This window comes from Mammaliicoccus vitulinus (assembly GCF_029024305.1).
Lineage (GTDB): Bacteria > Bacillota > Bacilli > Staphylococcales > Staphylococcaceae > Mammaliicoccus > Mammaliicoccus vitulinus.
On the sequence record NZ_CP118974.1, the window covers coordinates 1 to 20,051 of the forward strand.

Below are 20,051 nucleotides of genomic sequence, written 5' to 3' on the forward strand. Positions count from 1 at the left end.
ATGAATTCAAAAGAAGAAATTTGGGAGCAAGTGTTATCTATTGCTGAAGATCAAATCGCTTCTGCTGGTTATAATACTTGGTTCAAAGGCACTTACTTACATCAAATAGATAGTAATCGTGCAATCGTTGTTGCACAAAGTCCTTTTGTTGCTGAGTGGTTAACCAATAAATATCATGAACATGTCATTAATTTCATCTATGATGTCATTGGAGACAAGGTTCAAGTTAAATTTATTTCAGAAGAAGATTTGCAAAGTGAAGATTTCGCTGAAAAGCCGAAAAGATCAAAAGTAACCGAAGAACATGAAGAAGTAATAAACAGCCAACTTAATAGTAACAACACGTTTGATACATTTGTTATCGGTCCGGGTAATCAGTTCCCGCATGCTGCTTCATTAGCTGTCGCTGAAGAACCAGCCAATGCTTATAATCCACTATTTATATATGGTGGTGTTGGTTTAGGCAAAACGCACTTAATGCATGCAATTGGCCATTATGTACTTGAACAGAATCCAAATGCGAACGTACTATATACATCTAGTGAGAAATTTACAAATGAATTTATTAAGTCTATCCGAAAAAATGATACTGAAAGCTTTAGAGACAAGTATCGTAATATCGATGTTTTATTAATAGATGATATTCAATTCATTCAAAAGAAAGAACAAACTCAAGAAGAATTTTTCCATACATTCAACGATTTACACCAAAATAAAAAGCAAATTGTTATTTCTAGTGATCGTCCACCTAAAGAAATTCCAACTTTAGAAGATCGTTTAAGAACGCGCTTTGAATGGGGTTTGATTGTAGATATTACGCCACCTGATTTTGAAACAAGAATGGCTATTTTACAAAAGAAAATTGAAGAAGAAAATCTTGATTTACCAGTAGAAGCACTAACTTACATCGCAAATTCTATTCAATCTAACATTCGTGAACTAGAAGGCGCTTTAACAAGAGTTTTAGCTTATTCTAAACTTAGAAATAAACCTATTAATACTGATTTAGTTGCTGAAGCGCTTAAAGATATTATTTCAACACCAAGATCTACTAAAATAACAATTCAAGATATTCAGCAAGTCGTTGGTAAAATGTATAACATACGAATAGAAGACTTTGCTGCTAAAAAGCGTACAAAATCTATTGCGTATCCAAGACAAATTGCAATGTATCTATCTCGAGAGCTAACGGATTTCTCTTTACCTAAAATTGGTGAAGAATTTGGTGGTCGAGATCATACAACAGTGATTCATGCACACGAAAAAATCAGAAAAGATTTAGAAAATAATCCAGAACTCAAAACTGATTTACAACAACTAGAAAAACAAATCCGTGGATAATGTGGATAAGTTGTGCACATTCGTACACAGTTTATTAACATGTGAATAACTTTCGTATCACGTTTTTAAGGCGCTTATCCACCAATCCACAGCCCCTATGACTATTACTATGATTTTAAAAGATATATAATTAAATATATAACGACTGGAAGGAGTTTTATAAGTTATGAAATTTACAATTCAACGAGATTACTTTCTTAATCAATTGAATGATACATTAAAAGCAATTTCACCAAGAACTACATTACCGATACTTACAGGAATCAAAATCGATGCAACAGATAAAGGCATCATATTAACAGGATCAGACTCAGAGATATCGATTGAAATAACAATCAACCAAAATATTGATGGTGAAAAGATTGTAGATATAGAAGAAAAAGGTTCTGTTGTACTTCCAGGACGTTTCTTTGTAGATATTGTTAAGAAATTACCAGGTAAAACAGTAAATCTATCAACTAACGAGCAATTCAAGACACTTATCACTTCAGGACATTCTGAATTTAATGTCAGTGGTTTAGATCCAGATCAATATCCACTATTACCACAAGTTTCTGAAGATGATGCAATCAAATTACCAATCAAAGTATTAAAGAACATTATCGCACAAACGAACTTTGCAGTGTCCACCTCAGAAACACGCCCAGTATTAACAGGTGTTAACTGGTTAATCCAAAATAATGAATTGACCTGTACTGCAACAGATTCACACAGACTTGCATTAAGAAAATTAAAACTTGAAGATGAAGAGATCGAAGATAAGAATGTCATTATTCCAGGTAAAGCTTTATCGGAATTAAATAAAATCGTTTCTGATTCTGAAGAAGATATCAATATTTTCTTTGCTAGTAACCAAGTGTTATTTAAAGTTGGTCATATTAACTTTATTTCTCGTTTACTTGAAGGAAACTATCCTGATACTACGAGATTATTCCCAGAAAACTATGAAACTAAATTAACTATAAACAATAGTGAGTTTTATCATGCTATTGATCGTGCATCATTATTAGCACGTGAAGGTGGAAATAACGTCATTAAATTATCAACGGATGCAGATAAGTTAGAATTATCTTCAACTTCGCCAGAAATTGGTACGGTTAAAGAAGATGTAGCTACTGATAATGTTGAAGGGGAATCACTAAAAATATCATTCAATTCTAAATATATGATGGATGCATTAAAAGCAATTGATAATGATGAAGTGCAAGTGGAATTCTTTGGCACGATGAGACCATTTATTCTCAAGCCAAAAGGTGATGAAACAGTTATTCAACTGATTTTACCAATTAGAACATATTAGTAAAAATTTAAAGAAACTCTCTGGAATTTTGAGAGTTTCTTATTTTTTTGTTTATATATGTCAAGCCAACTTGACATATAATCCATATTCTTTTACTGTAAAGTTAACTTGACAGGAAGTGATCGATTGAAAAATAAAGTTTACGAATATCGGACGGATAGAAAGATGACGCAAAGCGAGTTATCTCGTTTAGTCAACGTGTCGAGACAGACGATTAATTCTATTGAGCGTTACAAATTTAATCCGACATTAGTATTGGCACATAAGCTTTCACAAGTATTTGAAGTATCTATAGACGAATTATTTATATTTGAAGATGATGAAAATATAGATGTTTCAGAAATACGACCCAATAAAAAGGAGTAAAAGTTATGACATTAATTATTAAAAATGTTTCAAAAAAGTTTAACGACTTTACTGCAGTACATGATGTTAACTTGGAAGTTCCAAAAAGCACAATGTATGGATTTTTAGGTGGAAACGGTGCAGGTAAAACAACAACATTTCGCATGATTTTAGGTTTATTACCTAAAACAACAGGCGTTGTTACTTTTAATGACGAGCCAATTGACTATTCTATGACGAATAAAATTGGCTATTTACCTGAAGAAAGAGGATTGCATCCAAAACTTAAAGTCTGGGAGCAAGTGCAATATTTAGCAGAATTAAAAGGGATGAAGAAAAAAGACATTGCAACTGAATTAGACTATTGGTTGAAAAGATTTGATGCGTTTGAAAATAAAGAAAAAAAGATTGAAGCATTATCAAAAGGGAACCAGCAAAAAGTTCAATTAATTGCAGCAATCATTCATAAGCCTGAACTATTGATTCTAGATGAACCGTTTAGTGGACTAGATCCAGTAAACGTTGAATTACTAAAATTAGCCGTTAAAGACCTTAAAGAACAAGGTACGACGATTATATTTAGTTCGCATAGGATGGAACATGTTGAAGAATTATGTGATTATATTTGCATAATGAGTAAAGGAAAAGCGATTGTGTCAGGTTCTTTAGACAATGTTAAAGATGATTTCGGTAAGAAAGATATTTTCATCGAAGGTGAACATGATTTTGAATTCTTAAAAGACTTTGAAGGCGTTGAAGATTTCAAAATGACTAAAAAAGGCGTTAAATTCACAATTTCTGATGAATCATATGCTGAAAATATTTATCAAAACGTTACGAAATTAGGATATCTTAAACGATTCCAAGTAGCCGAACCATCACTTAACGATATCTTTATTGCTAAGGTGGGTGAAAAACATGAATAAATTTTGGCCAACTTTTAATTTAACGTATATGCAAAAAGTAAAGAGTAAGTCGTTTATTATTATGACAGCTATTTTTATGATTTTTATTTTTGCATTAAGCAATGTTGATAAAATTATTGATTTATTTGATAACAGTAGTAAAACAGTCGCGATACAAACAGATAACGACATGATTTACAACGTGTTAGAGAAACAATATAAACAAAGTGATGATATTAAAAAAGTCGAAAAAGTCTCACTGGAAAAAGGTAAAAAGGGCGTTAAAGATAAAAAATATAAACGCCTCATTCAAGTTAATGTGAAAGGTGAAAAAGTAGACGGTACAATCTACGAAAAGGGTAGTGTTAGTGAAAGCGAGAAGATGAGGTTACAATCAACGCTTAGCCAAATGCAATCATCATTAACAGCACAAAAATTAAACTTATCAGAAGACGATTTAAAAACATTAAATACGCCGAGTGACGTAAAAACAGAAGAAATTAAATCTAGTGATGAAAAGCAAACGAGTGATATTAACCCGAAAGTTCAAGCTTTAAATACTGCGGTCGTTTATATCATTATCTTCTTATCATTCTTCATAGCGATCAATTATGCTAACCAAATTGGTTCCGAGATTGCGACTGAAAAGACGACTCGTGTGATTGAAATGATCATAACAAGTGTGAAGCCGTCAATACATGTTTCAGCTAAAATATTAGCGATTATAGCTGTCGCATTTACTCAAATCTTCTTTATCATTCTCGCGATTGTGATTAGTATCTTTGCATTTGATTTAAAAGGTCTATTCGAATCAGCTGGTGTAGAGTATGGCCCTGAGACGACGAGAATCATCATTTACGGTGCAGTATACTTAATTTTAGGGGTTATATCCTATATTTCATTAGCGGCTATTCTAGGGGCCTTAACGAGCCGTATAGAAGATCTTGCTCAATCTATGATGCCCGTAACATTTGTATCATTAGGTGCATTTTATATTGCGATATTTAGTATTTCTAATCCTGATACAATGCTTGTTAAAGTGACGAGCTTTATTCCATTGTTGTCGCCAATGGTTATGTTATTGAGAACAACTTCAGAAACAACGCCTGAGTGGCATTTAATTTTAGGGATCGTTATATCAGTTATTACGAGCATCGTGTTACTTGTATTTGCTGCTAAAACTTATCGCGGTAGTGTGCTTACGTATGAAAAAGGTATCATTAAAAATTTAAAAAACGCATTAAATATTACTAAATAATTTTAAAAACTTTATAAATAGCTAATTTGTCACAAAACCTTAATGATTTTTTGTGGAATAATATAGAAATTCTCTGAATGATAGTATAAAATTTATAGTATCAACTATAGAGATTGAGGGGTTAATATGGCGAATAAAAATAGTAATAGTAATATAATGTTTCTGATGATAGCAATAGTTGTTGTTGTCGTAGGTATCGTATTACTAGTTGTGTTTGGTGGAAGCGGAAGTGACAACAAAGAAGAAAGTCTATTTGATAGAACTGTTAAAGCAACAGATTTATCCAAAGATACAAAAGATAATCCAACACATAAAAAAGATAAAGCTAAAGTTCAAATCATAGAATTTGGGGATTTTAAATGTCCAGCATGTAAAGCATTCGAAACAAATTACATGGATCAAATTGAAAAAGATTATATCGACAAAGATAAAGTTGAATATAGATTCGTTAATGCACCATTCCACGGTGAAGGTTCTGAATTAGGGGGCGCTTCTGCGCACGCTGTGTATAAAATAGCACCAGATGCGTATTGGGATTATCATAGAGCATTATTTGAAGCACAACCAGATGATCATAATGCTGAAACGGATGACGAATGGTTAGATTTAAAAGTAGTGAAAAAAGCAATAGACGGTTTAGATATCAATCAATCTAAAAAAGATCAAATTATGAAATTAGTGAAAGATAGAAATTCAGAATCATATAAACAAATGAAAAACGATTCTGATTTAACGAATAAATATGACATAGACATAACACCAACAGTAATTGTAGATGGTAAAGTGTTAGCAGATCCAATGGATTACGACAAAGTATCCAAAGCAATCGATCAAGCAATCGAAAAGAAAAATAAATAAAAATAGGTGATATATTTGAAGCAACAATATGCACTATTTATTTCCTGGGTAATAGCTTTAGTTGCTATGTTAGGTAGCTTATATTTTAGTGAAATACAAGGATTTGTACCATGCACATTATGTTGGTATCAAAGAATATGTATGTATCCTTTAGTAATCATATTAGGTATTGGCTCATTCCAAAATGATGGTAACGTTAAAAAAATAGCACTACCATTTTCAATAATCGGGCTGTTAATATCAACGTGGCACTATTTAGAACAAAAAGTACCATGGTTTGCTGAAATCAAACCATGTACACAAGGCGTGCCATGTTCATCAGAATATATCAATGGACTTGGATTTATAACGATACCATTTTTAGCGGGAATAGCATTCCTGTCAATTAGCTTAATATTAATATTCTCAAAAAAAGATAAAGAAATTTTAAAATAAGAGCTTGAGATTCAGTATCTTGCTCACAATATGAAACATAGCTTGCTATCAAATGTGAGCTATGTTTTTTTAGTTTAAATATAAATTTTTTGGAGATTTATTTATCTTAAAATGAATTGCGCTTAAAAACATGATTTTTTAGTAAAAAAAAGGTATAATATAGAGATGACTAATTAAGATTGGAGTGAAGATAGTGGTACAAGATATCTCAGTTAAAGACGATATAACTTTAGGTCAATTCCTAAAAAACGAAGGCGTCATTGGAACGGGTGGTCAAGCTAAATGGTTCCTCCAAGATGAAGAAGTATTGATAAATGGTGAACGTGAGACTCGTCGAGGTAAAAAATTACATGATGGTGACGTAATCGAAATTCCTTCAGAGGGTCAATTTCGTATTAACCATCTTAGCGAATAAATTATGATACTACAAAAGCTTACTTTAACCAATTACAGAAATTATGATGAATGTACACTTCAATTTAATTCAAATGTTAATATATTAATTGGCGAGAATGCCCAAGGTAAGACGAATTTATTAGAATCTATTTATACTTTAGCATTAGCTAAAAGTCATAGAACTTCAAATGACAAAGAACTCATACAGTTTGGTGAAGAGTATGGTAAAATAGAAGGTGAACTAAGTTATCGTCATGGAACTATGCCTATTTCTTTAATCATTACTAAAAAGGGCAAAAAGGCGAGAGTTAATCATCTAGAACAGAGTCGTTTAACACAATATATTGGCCATTTAAATGTGGTATTGTTTGCACCAGAAGATTTGAATATTGTAAAAGGTAGCCCGCAAATCAGACGACGTTTTATTGATATGGAACTCGGTCAGATGTCTGCGGTCTATTTAAATCATTTATCTAATTATCAGAGATTACTTAAACAAAAAAATCATTACCTCAAGCAATTACAAATTGGGAGAATGAAAGATCGAACAATGTTAGAAGTATTCAATGAACAATTTTCAGAAGCGGCAGCAAATGTAACTTTGAAGCGTGCACATTTTATTAGTGAATTACAAAAAATTGCAGAAGTTATTCATCAAGGTATAACGAGTGAAAAAGAAAGTTTACAGGTTCAGTACGAACCTAATATAAAACTGGCTGAAACACATCAAAATGTATCTGAATTGAAAAATGCTTTTTGCGAGTTGCTTAATGAATCTATGGATAAAGAGATTGAGCGTGGAAGTGCAAGATTTGGGCCGCATAGAGACGACATTAGCTTTCATGTTAATGACATGAATGTACAAATTTATGGTTCGCAAGGACAACAGCGTACAACAGCATTATCTATAAAGCTTGCAGAGATTGAGTTGATTAATCAAGTTGTTGGGGAATATCCAATATTATTATTAGATGACGTGTTGAGTGAACTTGATGATAAACGACAAACCCATTTATTAAGTACTATTCAAGAAAAGGTACAAACATTTGTTACGACTACATCTGTTGATGGAATTGAACATGAGATTATGAAAGATGCCAAGGTATTTAATGTATCTAAAGGCAATATTATTGAGTAGATGAAAGTGAAGGTGGAAATACGTGTCAGAACAAAATAACGGTACAAGTTATGGTGCAGATCAGATACAAGTATTAGAAGGTTTAGAGGCAGTCCGTAAACGCCCTGGTATGTATATCGGTTCTACAGCTGCAAGAGGTTTACATCATCTAGTTTGGGAAATTGTTGATAACAGTATTGACGAAGCATTAGCTGGATATGCAGATCATGTAGAGCTTGTGATTGAAAAAGATAACTGGATTAAAGTAACGGATAATGGTAGAGGTATACCTGTAGATATTCAAGAGAAAATGGGTCGTCCTGCTGTAGAAGTTATATTAACCGTTCTTCATGCTGGTGGTAAATTTGGCGGTGGCGGATACAAAGTATCTGGTGGTCTGCATGGTGTTGGATCATCTGTCGTAAACGCACTATCTTCTGAACTAGAAGTTTACGTTCACCTTAATAATAAAATATATCATCAAGCATACGAAAGAGGTGTACCAGCTTTTGATTTGAAAGTCATTGGCGACACAGATCATACAGGTACAGCTATTCGCTTTAAAGCAGATAAAGAAATTTTTACTGAAACAACTGAATACGACTATGAAACATTACAAAAGCGTATTCGTGAACTTGCATTTTTAAACAAAGGTATTCAAATCTCATTAAGAGATGAAAGAGACGAAGAAAACATTAAAGAAGATTCTTACCACTATGAAGGCGGTATTAAATCTTACGTTGAAATGTTAAATAAATCTAAAGAAGTATTATATGATGAACCAATTTACATTCATGATAGTAAAGAGGATGTAGAAGTTGAAATTTCAATTCAACATAACAGTGGCTTTGCTACAACTTTACTTACGTATGCCAATAACATTCATACTTATGAAGGTGGTACTCATGAGGATGGTTTTAAACGTGCTTTAACACGTGTTATTAATAGTTATGGACTGAAGAATAAACTTCTTAAAGAGAGCGAAGAGAAGCTATCTGGTGAAGACGTACGTGAAGGTATGACAGCTATTGTATCAATCAAACATAGTGATCCTCAGTTCGAAGGACAAACTAAGACTAAATTTGGTAATTCAGAAGTACGTCAAATTGTTGATAAACTTTTCTCTGAACTATTTGAAAGATTCTTATTAGAAAACCCAAATGTTGCGAGAATTATTGTTGATAAAGGTGTTATGGCGTCTAGAGCTCGTCTTGCTGCTAAAAAAGCAAGAGAAGTTACGAGACGTAAATCAGCTTTAGAAGTTTCGAGTTTACCGGGTAAACTAGCTGACTGTTCAAGTAAGAAACCTGAAGAATGTGAACTATATATCGTTGAGGGTGACTCTGCCGGGGGGTCTGCGAAATTAGGTCGTGACTCTAGAACACAAGCAATATTACCTTTACGAGGTAAAATTTTAAACGTTGAAAAAGCACGTTTAGATAGAATCTTAGGTAACAATGAAATACGTGCAATGATTACGGGTCTTGGTACAGGTATTGGTGGAGAATTTGATATTAGTAAAGCAAGATATCATAAATTAGTTATTATGACGGATGCCGATGTCGATGGTGCTCATATTAGAACGTTATTATTAACATTCTTCTACAGATTTATGAGACCACTTCTTGAAGCGGGATATGTGTATATTGCACAACCACCTTTATACAAAGTAGAACAAGGTAAGAAAAAATATTACGTATTTAACGATAGAGAACTAGATAAATTAAAAGAAGAACTTAGCTCAACACCAAAATTATCTATAGCACGTTATAAAGGTCTTGGAGAGATGAATGCTGATCAATTGTGGGATACAACAATGAATCCTGAACATCGTTCAATGCTTCAAGTAACACTAACTGATGCGATAGAAGCTGACGAAACTTTTGAAATGCTTATGGGAGATGTTGTTGAGTTTCGTCGTCAATTTATTGAAGAAAATGCCGAATACGCAACGTTAGATATATAAAGCATTATTTACGATTTAAGGAGGATATGATTAATGGCTGAAATACCACAATCAAGAGTTATTGAACGTAACATCAGTAAAGAAATGAAAGAGTCATTTTTAGATTATGCAATGAGCGTAATTGTATCTCGTGCTTTACCAGATGTTAGAGATGGTTTGAAACCAGTTCATAGACGTATATTATATGGTATGAATGATCAAGGTATGACTTCAGATAAACCTTATAAAAAATCTGCACGTATCGTTGGTGACGTAATGGGTAAGTATCACCCTCATGGTGACTCATCTATTTATGAAGCAATGGTGCGTATGGCACAAGACTTTAGTTATAGATATCCATTAGTAGATGGCCAAGGTAACTTTGGTTCTATGGATGGCGATGGTGCTGCTGCAATGCGTTATACAGAAGCACGTATGTCTAAAATTACAGGTGAATTATTAAGAGATATAAACAAAGATACAATTGATTTCCAAGATAACTATGATGGTAATGAAAGAGAGCCGGTAGTCTTACCTGCAAGATTCCCTAACTTATTAGTAAATGGTACTTCAGGTATAGCTGTTGGTATGGCTACGAATATACCACCTCATAACTTGAACGAAGTTATTGACGGCGTATTGGCATTAAGCCATAACCCAGAAATTACAACGAATGACTTAATGGACATTGTTCAAGGACCTGATTTTCCAACATCTGGTTTAATTATGGGTAGAAGTGGTATTAGACGTGCTTACGAAACTGGTCGTGGTTCAGTCATCATGAGAGCCCGTTCAGAAATAGAACTTATGAAGAACGGTAAAGAGCGTATCGTAGTAAGTGAAATTCCTTACCAAGTTAACAAAGCAAGATTAATTGAAAAAATTGCTGAGTTAGCACGCGATAAGAAAATTGAAGGTATTACAGACTTAAGAGATGAAACAAGCTTAAAAGTCGGCGTTCGTATCGTTATTGAAGTTAGAAAAGATGCTAATGCGAATGTTATCTTAAATAATTTATATAAACAAACGCCATTACAAACTTCATTTGGTGTAAATATGATTGCTTTAGTAGACGGTAAACCTAAATTATTAGGCTTACGCCCAATACTATTCCATTACTTAGAACACCAAAAAGAAGTCGTAACAAGACGTACGAAATATAACTTGAAAAAAGCACAAGATAGAGCACATATTCTTGAAGGTTTAAGAATAGCGTTAGACCATATCGATGAAATCATTGCATTAATTCGTGAAGCACAAAGTGATTCAGAAGCGATGGAAGGTTTGCAAAATCGCTTTAACTTATCAGAAAGACAAGCTCAAGCGATATTAGATATGCGTTTACGTCGTTTAACTGGATTAGAACGTGGCAAAATCGAAAATGAATATCAAGACTTACTTAAACTTATTGAAGAATTAAAAGCGATTTTAAATGATGAAGAAAAGTTACTTGAAATCATTAGAGAAGAAATCACTGAAATTAGAGATAAATATGGTGATAAACGTCGTACTGAAATAACGGCAGCTGGTCTTGATCAAATTGAAGATGAAGACTTAATCCCAGAAGAACAAATCGTGATTTCATTAAGTCATAATAACTATATTAAACGATTACCAGTTTCTACATACCGTTCTCAAAACAGAGGCGGTCGAGGTGTACAAGGTATGAATACTATAGAAGATGACTTTGTTAGCCAATTAGTGACGTTAAGTACACATGATAACGTCTTATTCTTTACGAATAAAGGCCGTGTATACAAACTTAAAGGTTATGAAATTCCAGAAATGTCTAGACAGTCTAAAGGTTTACCAATTGTGAATGCTTTAGAAATTGATAAAGACGAAATGATTAGTACAATGATAGCAGTTAAGGATCTTTCAAGCGAAGAAAACTTCTTAGTATTTGCTACTAAACATGGTACTGTTAAACGTTCGAAACTATCTAATTTCTCACGTATAAACAAAAATGGTAAGATTGCCATCAACTTTAAAGAAGGCGATGAACTAATAGCGGTTAGACTGACGGATGGTACGAAAGAAGTTATCATCGGTACGAAACATGCTTCATTAATTCGATTTGATGAAACTAAATTACGCCCATTAGGTAGAACAGCAGCAGGTGTAAGAGGTATTTCATTAAGAGAAGGTGACGAAGTAATAGGGTTAGACATCACTGATGAAGAGCATCAAGATGAAATCCTAATTGTAACTGAAAAAGGTTACGGTAAACGTACATCAGCAGATCAATACCGTATTTCTAATAGAGGCGGTAAAGGTATTAAGACTGCTACGCTAACTGAGAAAAATGGCGAGCTTGTATGCATTACTACTGTTACAGGTGATGAAGATTTAATGATTGTTACCAACTCAGGCGTAATAATTAGACTTCATGTGTCAGATATTTCTCAAAACGGACGAAGCGCACAAGGTGTTAGATTAATCCGTTTAGGCGAAAATCAACACGTTGCAACAGTTGCAAAAGTTGAGCCGGATGAAGATGAAATAGCAGAATCTCCAGTAGAAGGCGTATTAGAAGAAACTGTAAGTACAGAAGATACTGAAGAGCATGATGGAAAAGAAGACTTAAGAGAAGACTTCATTGAACGTGTAAATGAAGATATCGAAGAACAAGATAACGAAGAAGAATAATATATTAAAAAGAGCGCAAATTCTTAATTTTAAAGAATTTGCGCTTTTTTTTATTTGATTTTTGAGTCTTCGTGCGATTTGCCTGTGAATTTATCAAGTCAGGCTCCATATGATAAATCGTAATAATTTAAAACATAAAAATATCTCTTCACTAGGCGATTACCTAATGAAGAGATATTTTATTATGATTCAAATGACTTCATTGCGTATGGAATTTCATCGATCAGTTTTGATGGTGGGACAATATACATATCTTTAGATAGCTTTTCACCGATATAACTGTGGATATAAGTTGCATTTATAACCGCTTCTTCTAAATCAAATTGTCCAACAAAACTTGTGATCATACCTGCTAACGTATCTCCCATTCCACCTGTAGCCATAGCGGGTGTACCGATTGATAATTTATATTCATGGTCTCTAAAGAATAATTCTGTACCATGTTTTTTTAATACGACAGTCGCATTCAATGCTTTAACTGCCTCTTTATTTTTTTCATATGTTTGTTCTTCTATTGGGATATTGCTCAATCGTTCCCATTCTTTTTGATGAGGTGTAAAGATAATTTCACATTCTGGTAAAGTATGCTTTAATTTACTCAAAATTGTTATAGCATCTCCATCAATAATTAAAGTTTGGTGTGGCTGAATATTTTGGAATAGAAACGTTAACGTATTATTCCCTTTAAAGTCTAAACCAAGTCCCGGCCCGATTAAAATACAATCCGATTGTTCGATTAATTTAGAGAGCTTTTTCAAATCTGTTATATCTGAAACCATTGCTTCAGGACAACGTGAATGTAATGCGGCGAAGTTTGATGAATGTGTGGAGACTGTTATAAGACCACTACCACTAAATACACACGCCCTTGCAGCTAACATGATTGCGCCACCTAAATTAGCGTTACCACCGATTAATAATATTCTACCATAATCCCCTTTATGAGATTCTTGTTCCCTCTTTGGAATTGTGACAGATGAAATTGTCTTCATATTAACCCACCTTCAAGTAATTGTACGATTCATTATGCCACTTAAAGATGAAATTGAACAGTATATTTTTTAAAACATTACAAAGAAATTACTTTAACAAGGTAATATATTAATCAATCACTGAATTACGGATGTTCTAAAAAGTATTGTCATAAATTTTATGAAAGCGTATACTAAAAGTGAATATAGACATTAGTTATTAGACGAGATAGGAGCTTTCACATGACTGAACAAATATCGATTGGAAAGTACGCTACATTATTAACCCTTACAGATGAGGATACTGCTAAAAAGTTAATGCCTCAATGTCGTGAAATGCAATTTTTAACAGGCAGAATTGGAACAATGTCATTGAATAAAATTATTGCATCGGTTGAAACGGCGGCTAGAAGAGAAGGTATTATTTCTGAAAGTCATTATAGAGAAACGCACGCATTATACCATGCCATATTAGAAGCGGTTAATGGTATTACGAGAGGCGAATTATCTATAGGTGAAATCATGCGAACAGTTGGCTTAAGATTTGCTATTGTACGAGGTTATCCATATAAAGACGTTGGAGAAGGTGAATGGATAGCAGTTAGTTTATACGGTACGATTGGCGCGCCTATCAAAGGTAAAGAACATGAAACAATTGGATTAGGTATAAATCATATATAAGACATAGAAACGCCTATTAGACATTAGATATGAGAAAGGTGCAACAAATGATGATTTGTTGTATTTTTTTGTGTCCTGAAAAGGAGTGTTTTGAATGGCTTTAGTATTAAATGGTAAAGATTTAACAATTCATGATATTAAAAAGTTTTTAAAAGAAAATGGACAAATCACAATATCAGAAGAAGCATTAGTTAATGTTAGAAAAAGTCGTGAAACAGTTGAGAGAATTATTAAAAATAAAGAAACTATTTATGGTATTACGACTGGTTTTGGATTGTTTAGTGATGTATTAATAGAAAAAGAAAAATATAACGATTTACAAGTGAATTTAATACGTTCACATTCGTGTGGTATTGGTAAACCATTTCCTAACGATGTGTCATTAGTCATGATGATTCTGAGACTAAATACGATGTTAAAGGGACATTCTGGTGTTACGGAATCACTAGTAGCATTACTTGTAGAATTTATTAATCGAAGAATTATACCTGTCATACCAGAGCAAGGGTCATTAGGCGCTTCTGGAGATTTAGCGCCATTATCTCATTTGGCATTAGCACTTATTGGTGAAGGAGATGTTCAATACGAAGGTGAAACACGTAATGCAAAAGAAGTATTACATGAAGTCGGATTAGAACCTCATTCGTTACAAGCGAAAGAAGGATTAGCACTCATTAATGGAACACAAGCAATGACATCACAAGGGGTAATTGCTTATATAGAAGCAGAAAATATTGCTTACCATTCTGAATGGATCGCTTCATTAACACATCAAGCGCTTAACGGTATAGTAGATGCTTATGATGAACATGTTCATATTGCAAGAAATTTTAAGGAACAAGTTGAAGTCGCAGAAAGAATGAGAAATTGGTTGGAAGGATCTCAATTAACAACGCGTCAAGGAGAAGTGCGCGTGCAAGATGCTTATACATTGAGGTGTATTCCACAAATTCATGGCGCAAGCTTCCAAGTACTGAATTATGTAAAAGAAAAATTAGAATTAGAAATGAATGCAGCTAATGACAATCCTCTAATTTTTGATAAAGGTGACGAAACACTTGTGATTTCAGGTGGCAATTTTCACGGACAACCGATTGCATTTGCAGTTGATTTCTTGAAGATCGGTGTAGCAGAATTAGCCAATGTTTCAGAGAGAAGACTTGAGAGATTAGTTAACCCACAGTTGAATGGAGGTCTACCAGCTTTTCTAAGTCCTGAACCTGGTTTACAAAGTGGTGCGATGATTATGCAATATGCAGCCGCTTCATTAGTCTCAGAAAATAAAACGTTAGCTCACCCAGCAAGCGTAGATTCAATTCCTTCATCAGCAAACCAAGAAGATCATGTATCGATGGGCACAATTGGGGCGAGACATGCGTATCAAATCATTCAAAATGTAAGAAGAGTCATTTCTATTGAGTGCATCATTGCATTGCAAGCTGTAGAAATTAAAGGGGTAGAGAAATTATCGCCTAAGACTAAAGCGAAATATGAAGAATTAAGAGCAATAGTGCCATCAATCACACAAGATAGAGTATTTCATCATGATATAGAAAAAGTTTATGAGTATTTAAGATAATTAAAGACCAAACATAGGGGTGATGTGATGCATAATCAGCAATTAGATAATACCGGTAAAAAGATGTGGAGATTTTATGTGTTTAGTTTATTAGGAATTGCATTATTCTTTGTGCCAATGCAAATCGGTGAAAATAGTACGATTTTAGTTGATCACATTCATTTAGCTATACGTGCTTTATTCGGTCACTTTATGGCTTATTACGCACTTATTATTATATTAATAGGCGCAATCTTACCGCTTGTACGGATGGACTTTAAGAAATCTATCACCGACTTTATATTGGTATTGTTTAAAGTGATGGGTGCTGTAATTGGTTGTATGTATGTTTTTAAAGTAGGACCTCAATTACTTTTTAACCCTGACTATGGGCCATTTCTATTCGATAAATTAATGTTACCACTCAGTGTTCTCATACCAGTTGGTGCCATTGCTTTATCATTCTTAGTAGGTTATGGACTTTTAGAATTTATCGGGGTGCTCATGCAACCTGTTATGAGGCCTGTATTTAAGACGCCAGGTAAGTCTGCCGTAGATGCAGTTGCTTCATTTGTAGGAAGTTACTCTTTAGGATTGCTTATTACAAACAGAGTTTATAAAGATGGTATGTACAACAAGAAAGAAGCGGTTATTATCGCAACTGGATTTTCAACTGTATCAGCAACATTCATGGTTATTGTAGCAGGTACTTTAGATTTAATGGATATGTGGAACTTGTTCTTTTGGAGTACGTTAGTTATTACATTTATCGTAACCGCAATTTCTGCACATTTACCACCTATTTCAGGTGAATCAGAAGCTTATTATCATAACCAAGAAGGTCAGAAAGAAATGAAGGTTCAAGGTAATTATCTTAAAGCAGCATATAGAGAAGCAAAGCGCCAATCACATCAATCTTTAACATTATTTAAAAACATTATGACAAATTTAAAAGATGGAATAGAGATGACGATGGCAATATTACCTTCAATTTTATCGATAGGATTTTTAGGATTATTATTAGCTAATTTTACGCCTATTATCGATTGGTTGAGCTATATATTCTATCCATTCATTTATCTGTTTCCTATCGATGATAAACCGTTGTTAGCAAAAGCTTCCACAATATCAATCATCGAAATGTTCTTACCATCACTTCTAGTTGTTAAGGCATCGATTGAAGTGAAGTTTGTTACAGCAATTACAAGTATCTCAGCAATTATATTCTTCTCTGCTTTGGTACCTTGTATTTTGGCAACAGAAATTAAAATTCCGATATGGAAATTGGTTTTAATATGGTTTATTCGTGTCGCACTTACTTTATTAATCGCGATACCGTTCAGTTTATTAATTTTTTAGAAAAGGGGAAATGACATATGTCTAGAGAAATTAAAGCTAAAAAAGGTTTAGAAATTGAATGTAAAGGTTGGGAACAAGAGGCTGTACTAAGAATGTTATACAACAATCTTGATCCTGAAGTGGCAGAGCATCCTGATAAATTAGTGGTATACGGCGGTATTGGTAAAGCTGCTCGTAACTGGGAAAGCTTTGATGCGATTGTTGAAACGTTAAGAAGATTGGAAAGCGATGAAACGATGCTCGTACAATCTGGTAAGCCAGTAGCTGTATTCAAAACACATGAAGAAGCACCTAGAGTATTACTATCAAACTCTGTTCTCGTGCCTAAATGGGCAAATTGGGAACATTTCCATGAATTAGATAAGAAAGGTCTTATGATGTATGGCCAAATGACTGCAGGTAGCTGGATTTATATCGGTTCACAAGGTATCGTTCAAGGTACATATGAAACTTTTGCTGAACTGGCAAATCAACATTTTGATGGATCTTTAAAAGGTACAATCACATTAACGGCTGGATTAGGTGGCATGGGTGGTGCTCAACCGTTAGCAGTTACGATGAATGACGGTGTCGTCATCGGTGTAGATGTGGATCCTTCACGAATTGAAAAGAGAATTGAAACAAAATATTGTGATATTATGACTGATTCATTAGACGAAGCTTTAGAAAAGGCAGAAGAAGCTAAAAAAGCCGGTAAACCACTCGCAATCGGTTTAGTAGGTAATGCAGCTGAAGTCCATCATGAAATTCTGAACAGAGGATTTAAAATTGATATCATAACGGACCAAACTTCAGCGCATGATCCGTTAAATGGATATGTTCCAGAAGGCTATTCGTTAGAAGAAGCGGACAAATTACGAGAAAGTGATCCTAAAAAATATGTTAAATTATCTTCAGCGTCTATGAAAAAACATGTAGAAGCGATGTTATTATTCCAAGAAAAAGGCGCAGTAGCTTTCGACTATGGAAATAATATTCGACAAGTAGCATTTGACGAAGGTTTAGAAAAAGCCTTTAATTTTCCTGGTTTTGTACCTGCTTATATTCGTCCATTATTCTGTGAAGGTAAAGGACCATTTAGATTTGCAGCATTAAGTGGAGATCCTAAAGATATTGAAAGAGCAGATCAACTCATGAGAGAATTATTCCCAGAAGATGAGAAGCTCATGCGTTGGTTAGATATGGCTACTGAAAAAATCGCATTTCAAGGATTACCTTCTAGAATTGCATGGTTAGGATATGGAGAACGTGCAAAAATGGGATTAGCATTAAACGAACTTGTGAGAAACGGTGAAATCACAGCACCAATCGTTATCGGTCGTGACCACTTAGATTCTGGTTCTGTAGCATCTCCAAATAGAGAAACAGAATCAATGAAAGACGGTTCAGATGCTGTCGGCGACTGGGCAATATTAAATGCGCTTGTTAACACTGCTGCAGGTGGTTCATGGATTTCAGTTCACCATGGTGGTGGCGTTGGTATGGGCTACTCTTTACATGCTGGTATGGTAGTTGTAGCAGATGGTAGTGAACGCGCTGATAGACGACTTGGAAGAGTACTCACAACAGATCCTGGCATGGGTGTTGCGAGACATGCAGATGCGGGTTACAACATTGCAATCGATACTGCGAAAGAAAAAAATGTAGATATTCCAATGTTAAAGGAGAAAGATAACAATGAATAATATCATCATACAAAATATAGGCGAATTAATTTTACCGAAAAAGACTGCTAGACCTCTTAAAGGTAAAGAATTAAACGAATTAAATATTATTAAAAATGGTACGGTTGTTATTAATGATGGCAAAGTGGTTTATGCAGGTGAACATACTGATGAATATGAAGCGGACGAAGTGATAGATGGCTCAAATAAAGTTGTCTCTCCAGGTTTAATAGATGCACATACACATTTAGTATTCGGTGGGTCTAGAGAACATGAAATGGCACTTAAACAACAAGGCGTAAGCTACTTAGACATCTTGAAACAAGGTGGCGGTATTTTAAGTACGGTTGAATCGACACGTCAATCTACTGAGGATGAGCTTTATCAAAAGTCTAAAAAAGAGATTGTTAGAATGATTCAATTTGGCACGACGACTGTTGAAGCTAAAAGCGGTTATGGGCTAGATAAAGAAACAGAATTAAAACAATTAAATGTGGCACATCAGTTAGATCAAGACACACCAATCAGAATGAAACATACTTTCCTTGGACCACACGCGGTACCTAAAGATGCTAAAGATAATGCAACATTTTTACAAGAAATGATAGATTTATTAGATGATGTGAAAGATAAAGCTGATTTTGCAGACATTTTCTGTGAAACAGGTGTATTCACAATTGAAGAATCAAGACGTTATATGAAAGCAGCAAAAGATAAAGGATTAAAAGTTAAAATCCATGCTGATGAAATTGATCCTCTCGGTGGATTAGGTTTAGCGATTGAAGAAGGTGCAATTTCAGCAGATCATTTAGTCGCTTCCAGTGAAGAAGATAAAGCAGCTTTAACAGATAGTGATACTGTAGCGGTCTTATTACCAGGTACAACATTCTATTTAGGTAAAGATCAATACGCGGATGCTAGAGGTATGCTTAATCATAACGGTGCGATTGCGATTGCGACGGACTTTAATCCAGGTAGCTGTGTAACGGATAACCTTCAACTTGTGATGAGTATAGCAGCATTAAAATTAAAGCTTACACCTAATGAAATCTGGAATGCTGTTACAGTGAATGCCGCTAAAGCAATTGATGTAGATGCAGGTACACTTGAAAAAGGCGATCAAGCAGATGTGGTCGTTTGGGACATTCCAAACCATGAATATTTACCTTATCATTATGGCGTCAATCATGCTCATACAGTTATTATCAATGGTAAAAAAGTTTATGAAAATCCAGGCTTATTGTCTGAATCATAATATAGCTTGAAAAT

17 protein-coding genes are annotated in these 20,051 nt (G+C 34.1%); 16 read left to right on the top strand and 1 reads right to left on the bottom strand.

The window, feature by feature from the left end:
- From dnaA to gyrA, 11 genes are all read left to right on the top strand, one after another.
- Nucleotides 1-1,341, top strand: coding sequence for a chromosomal replication initiator protein DnaA (dnaA, locus tag PYW35_RS00005; RefSeq protein WP_103322401.1), 1,341 nt, complete (start codon nt 1-3; stop codon nt 1,339-1,341).
- Nucleotides 1,342-1,507: 166 nt separating this feature from the next.
- Complete coding sequence (gene dnaN, locus PYW35_RS00010; RefSeq protein ID WP_016911736.1) at nt 1,508-2,641, top strand: DNA polymerase III subunit beta; 1,134 nt, start codon at nt 1,508-1,510, stop codon at nt 2,639-2,641.
- Nucleotides 2,642-2,767: 126 nt separating this feature from the next.
- Nucleotides 2,768-3,007 carry a helix-turn-helix transcriptional regulator gene (locus PYW35_RS00015; RefSeq protein WP_016911735.1) on the top strand — a complete coding sequence of 80 codons (240 nt, stop codon included), beginning with the start codon at nt 2,768-2,770 and terminating at the stop codon, nt 3,005-3,007.
- A 5-nt stretch (nt 3,008-3,012) separates the two neighbouring features.
- The gene (locus PYW35_RS00020; RefSeq protein ID WP_103322402.1) at nt 3,013-3,912 is read left to right on the top strand and encodes an ABC transporter ATP-binding protein; all 900 of its coding nucleotides are present in this window, start codon (nt 3,013-3,015) and stop codon (nt 3,910-3,912) included.
- Entirely contained in the window at nt 3,905-5,149 is a 1,245-nt protein-coding gene (locus tag PYW35_RS00025) for an ABC transporter permease (protein ID WP_103322403.1), read from the top strand. Before PYW35_RS00020 ends, PYW35_RS00025 begins: the two co-directional genes overlap by 8 nt.
- Before the next feature lie 126 nt (nt 5,150-5,275).
- The gene (locus PYW35_RS00030; protein ID WP_016911732.1) at nt 5,276-6,007 is read left to right on the top strand and encodes a DsbA family protein; all 732 of its coding nucleotides are present in this window, start codon (nt 5,276-5,278) and stop codon (nt 6,005-6,007) included.
- A gap of 15 nt (nt 6,008-6,022) precedes the next feature.
- Nucleotides 6,023-6,442 carry a disulfide oxidoreductase gene (locus PYW35_RS00035; protein ID WP_103322404.1) on the top strand — a complete coding sequence of 140 codons (420 nt, stop codon included), beginning with the start codon at nt 6,023-6,025 and terminating at the stop codon, nt 6,440-6,442.
- Between the two features lie 184 nt (nt 6,443-6,626).
- Nucleotides 6,627-6,857, top strand: coding sequence for a S4 domain-containing protein YaaA (yaaA, locus tag PYW35_RS00040; RefSeq protein WP_269473333.1), 231 nt, complete (start codon nt 6,627-6,629; stop codon nt 6,855-6,857).
- Nucleotides 6,858-6,860: 3 nt separating this feature from the next.
- Nucleotides 6,861-7,976: a DNA replication/repair protein RecF gene (recF, locus tag PYW35_RS00045; RefSeq protein WP_016911729.1), complete on the top strand. Its 1,116-nt coding sequence runs from the start codon at nt 6,861-6,863 to the stop codon at nt 7,974-7,976.
- A gap of 22 nt (nt 7,977-7,998) precedes the next feature.
- The gene (gyrB, locus tag PYW35_RS00050; RefSeq protein ID WP_103322405.1) at nt 7,999-9,921 is read left to right on the top strand and encodes a DNA topoisomerase (ATP-hydrolyzing) subunit B; all 1,923 of its coding nucleotides are present in this window, start codon (nt 7,999-8,001) and stop codon (nt 9,919-9,921) included.
- 33 nt (nt 9,922-9,954) lie between these two features.
- Nucleotides 9,955-12,549 carry a DNA gyrase subunit A gene (gene gyrA, locus PYW35_RS00055; RefSeq protein ID WP_103322406.1) on the top strand — a complete coding sequence of 865 codons (2,595 nt, stop codon included), beginning with the start codon at nt 9,955-9,957 and terminating at the stop codon, nt 12,547-12,549.
- Between the two features lie 182 nt (nt 12,550-12,731).
- Here the strand turns inward: gyrA and PYW35_RS00060 are convergent, their stop codons facing one another.
- The gene (locus PYW35_RS00060; protein ID WP_103322407.1) at nt 12,732-13,541 is read right to left on the bottom strand and encodes an NAD(P)H-hydrate dehydratase; all 810 of its coding nucleotides are present in this window, start codon (nt 13,539-13,541) and stop codon (nt 12,732-12,734) included.
- Between the two features lie 222 nt (nt 13,542-13,763).
- On the opposite strand from PYW35_RS00060, the gene hutP reads away from it, so the two are divergent.
- The 5 genes from hutP to hutI all read left to right on the top strand — a co-directional run bounded on the left by hutP (nt 13,764) and on the right by hutI (nt 20,037).
- Complete coding sequence (gene hutP, locus PYW35_RS00065; protein ID WP_016911399.1) at nt 13,764-14,201, top strand: histidine utilization transcription antiterminator HutP; 438 nt, start codon at nt 13,764-13,766, stop codon at nt 14,199-14,201.
- 94 nt (nt 14,202-14,295) lie between these two features.
- Complete coding sequence (gene hutH, locus PYW35_RS00070) at nt 14,296-15,780, top strand: histidine ammonia-lyase (RefSeq protein WP_103322408.1); 1,485 nt, start codon at nt 14,296-14,298, stop codon at nt 15,778-15,780.
- A gap of 27 nt (nt 15,781-15,807) precedes the next feature.
- Nucleotides 15,808-17,118, top strand: coding sequence for a YjiH family protein (locus PYW35_RS00075; RefSeq protein ID WP_016911397.1), 1,311 nt, complete (start codon nt 15,808-15,810; stop codon nt 17,116-17,118).
- A 17-nt stretch (nt 17,119-17,135) separates the two neighbouring features.
- The gene (hutU, locus tag PYW35_RS00080) at nt 17,136-18,803 is read left to right on the top strand and encodes a urocanate hydratase (protein WP_016911396.1); all 1,668 of its coding nucleotides are present in this window, start codon (nt 17,136-17,138) and stop codon (nt 18,801-18,803) included.
- On the top strand, nt 18,796-20,037 hold the full coding sequence (gene hutI / locus PYW35_RS00085) for an imidazolonepropionase (RefSeq protein ID WP_103322409.1): 1,242 nt from the start codon (nt 18,796-18,798) through the stop codon (nt 20,035-20,037). Before hutU ends, hutI begins: the two co-directional genes overlap by 8 nt.
- The last annotated feature ends 14 nt before the right edge of the window (nt 20,038-20,051 follow it).

Coding starts and splice junctions, on each gene's coding strand:
- dnaA (WP_103322401.1), top strand. CDS start 1: ATGAATTCAAAAGAAGAAATTTGGGAGCAAGTGTTATCTATTGCTGAA.
- dnaN (WP_016911736.1), top strand. CDS start 1,508: ATGAAATTTACAATTCAACGAGATTACTTTCTTAATCAATTGAATGAT.
- PYW35_RS00020 (WP_103322402.1), top strand. CDS start 3,013: ATGACATTAATTATTAAAAATGTTTCAAAAAAGTTTAACGACTTTACT.
- PYW35_RS00025 (WP_103322403.1), top strand. CDS start 3,905: ATGAATAAATTTTGGCCAACTTTTAATTTAACGTATATGCAAAAAGTA.
- PYW35_RS00030 (WP_016911732.1), top strand. CDS start 5,276: ATGGCGAATAAAAATAGTAATAGTAATATAATGTTTCTGATGATAGCA.
- recF (WP_016911729.1), top strand. CDS start 6,861: ATGATACTACAAAAGCTTACTTTAACCAATTACAGAAATTATGATGAA.
- gyrA (WP_103322406.1), top strand. CDS start 9,955: ATGGCTGAAATACCACAATCAAGAGTTATTGAACGTAACATCAGTAAA.
- PYW35_RS00060 (WP_103322407.1), bottom strand. CDS start 13,541: ATGAAGACAATTTCATCTGTCACAATTCCAAAGAGGGAACAAGAATCT.
- hutP (WP_016911399.1), top strand. CDS start 13,764: ATGACTGAACAAATATCGATTGGAAAGTACGCTACATTATTAACCCTT.
- hutH (WP_103322408.1), top strand. CDS start 14,296: ATGGCTTTAGTATTAAATGGTAAAGATTTAACAATTCATGATATTAAA.
- PYW35_RS00075 (WP_016911397.1), top strand. CDS start 15,808: ATGCATAATCAGCAATTAGATAATACCGGTAAAAAGATGTGGAGATTT.
- hutU (WP_016911396.1), top strand. CDS start 17,136: ATGTCTAGAGAAATTAAAGCTAAAAAAGGTTTAGAAATTGAATGTAAA.
- hutI (WP_103322409.1), top strand. CDS start 18,796: ATGAATAATATCATCATACAAAATATAGGCGAATTAATTTTACCGAAA.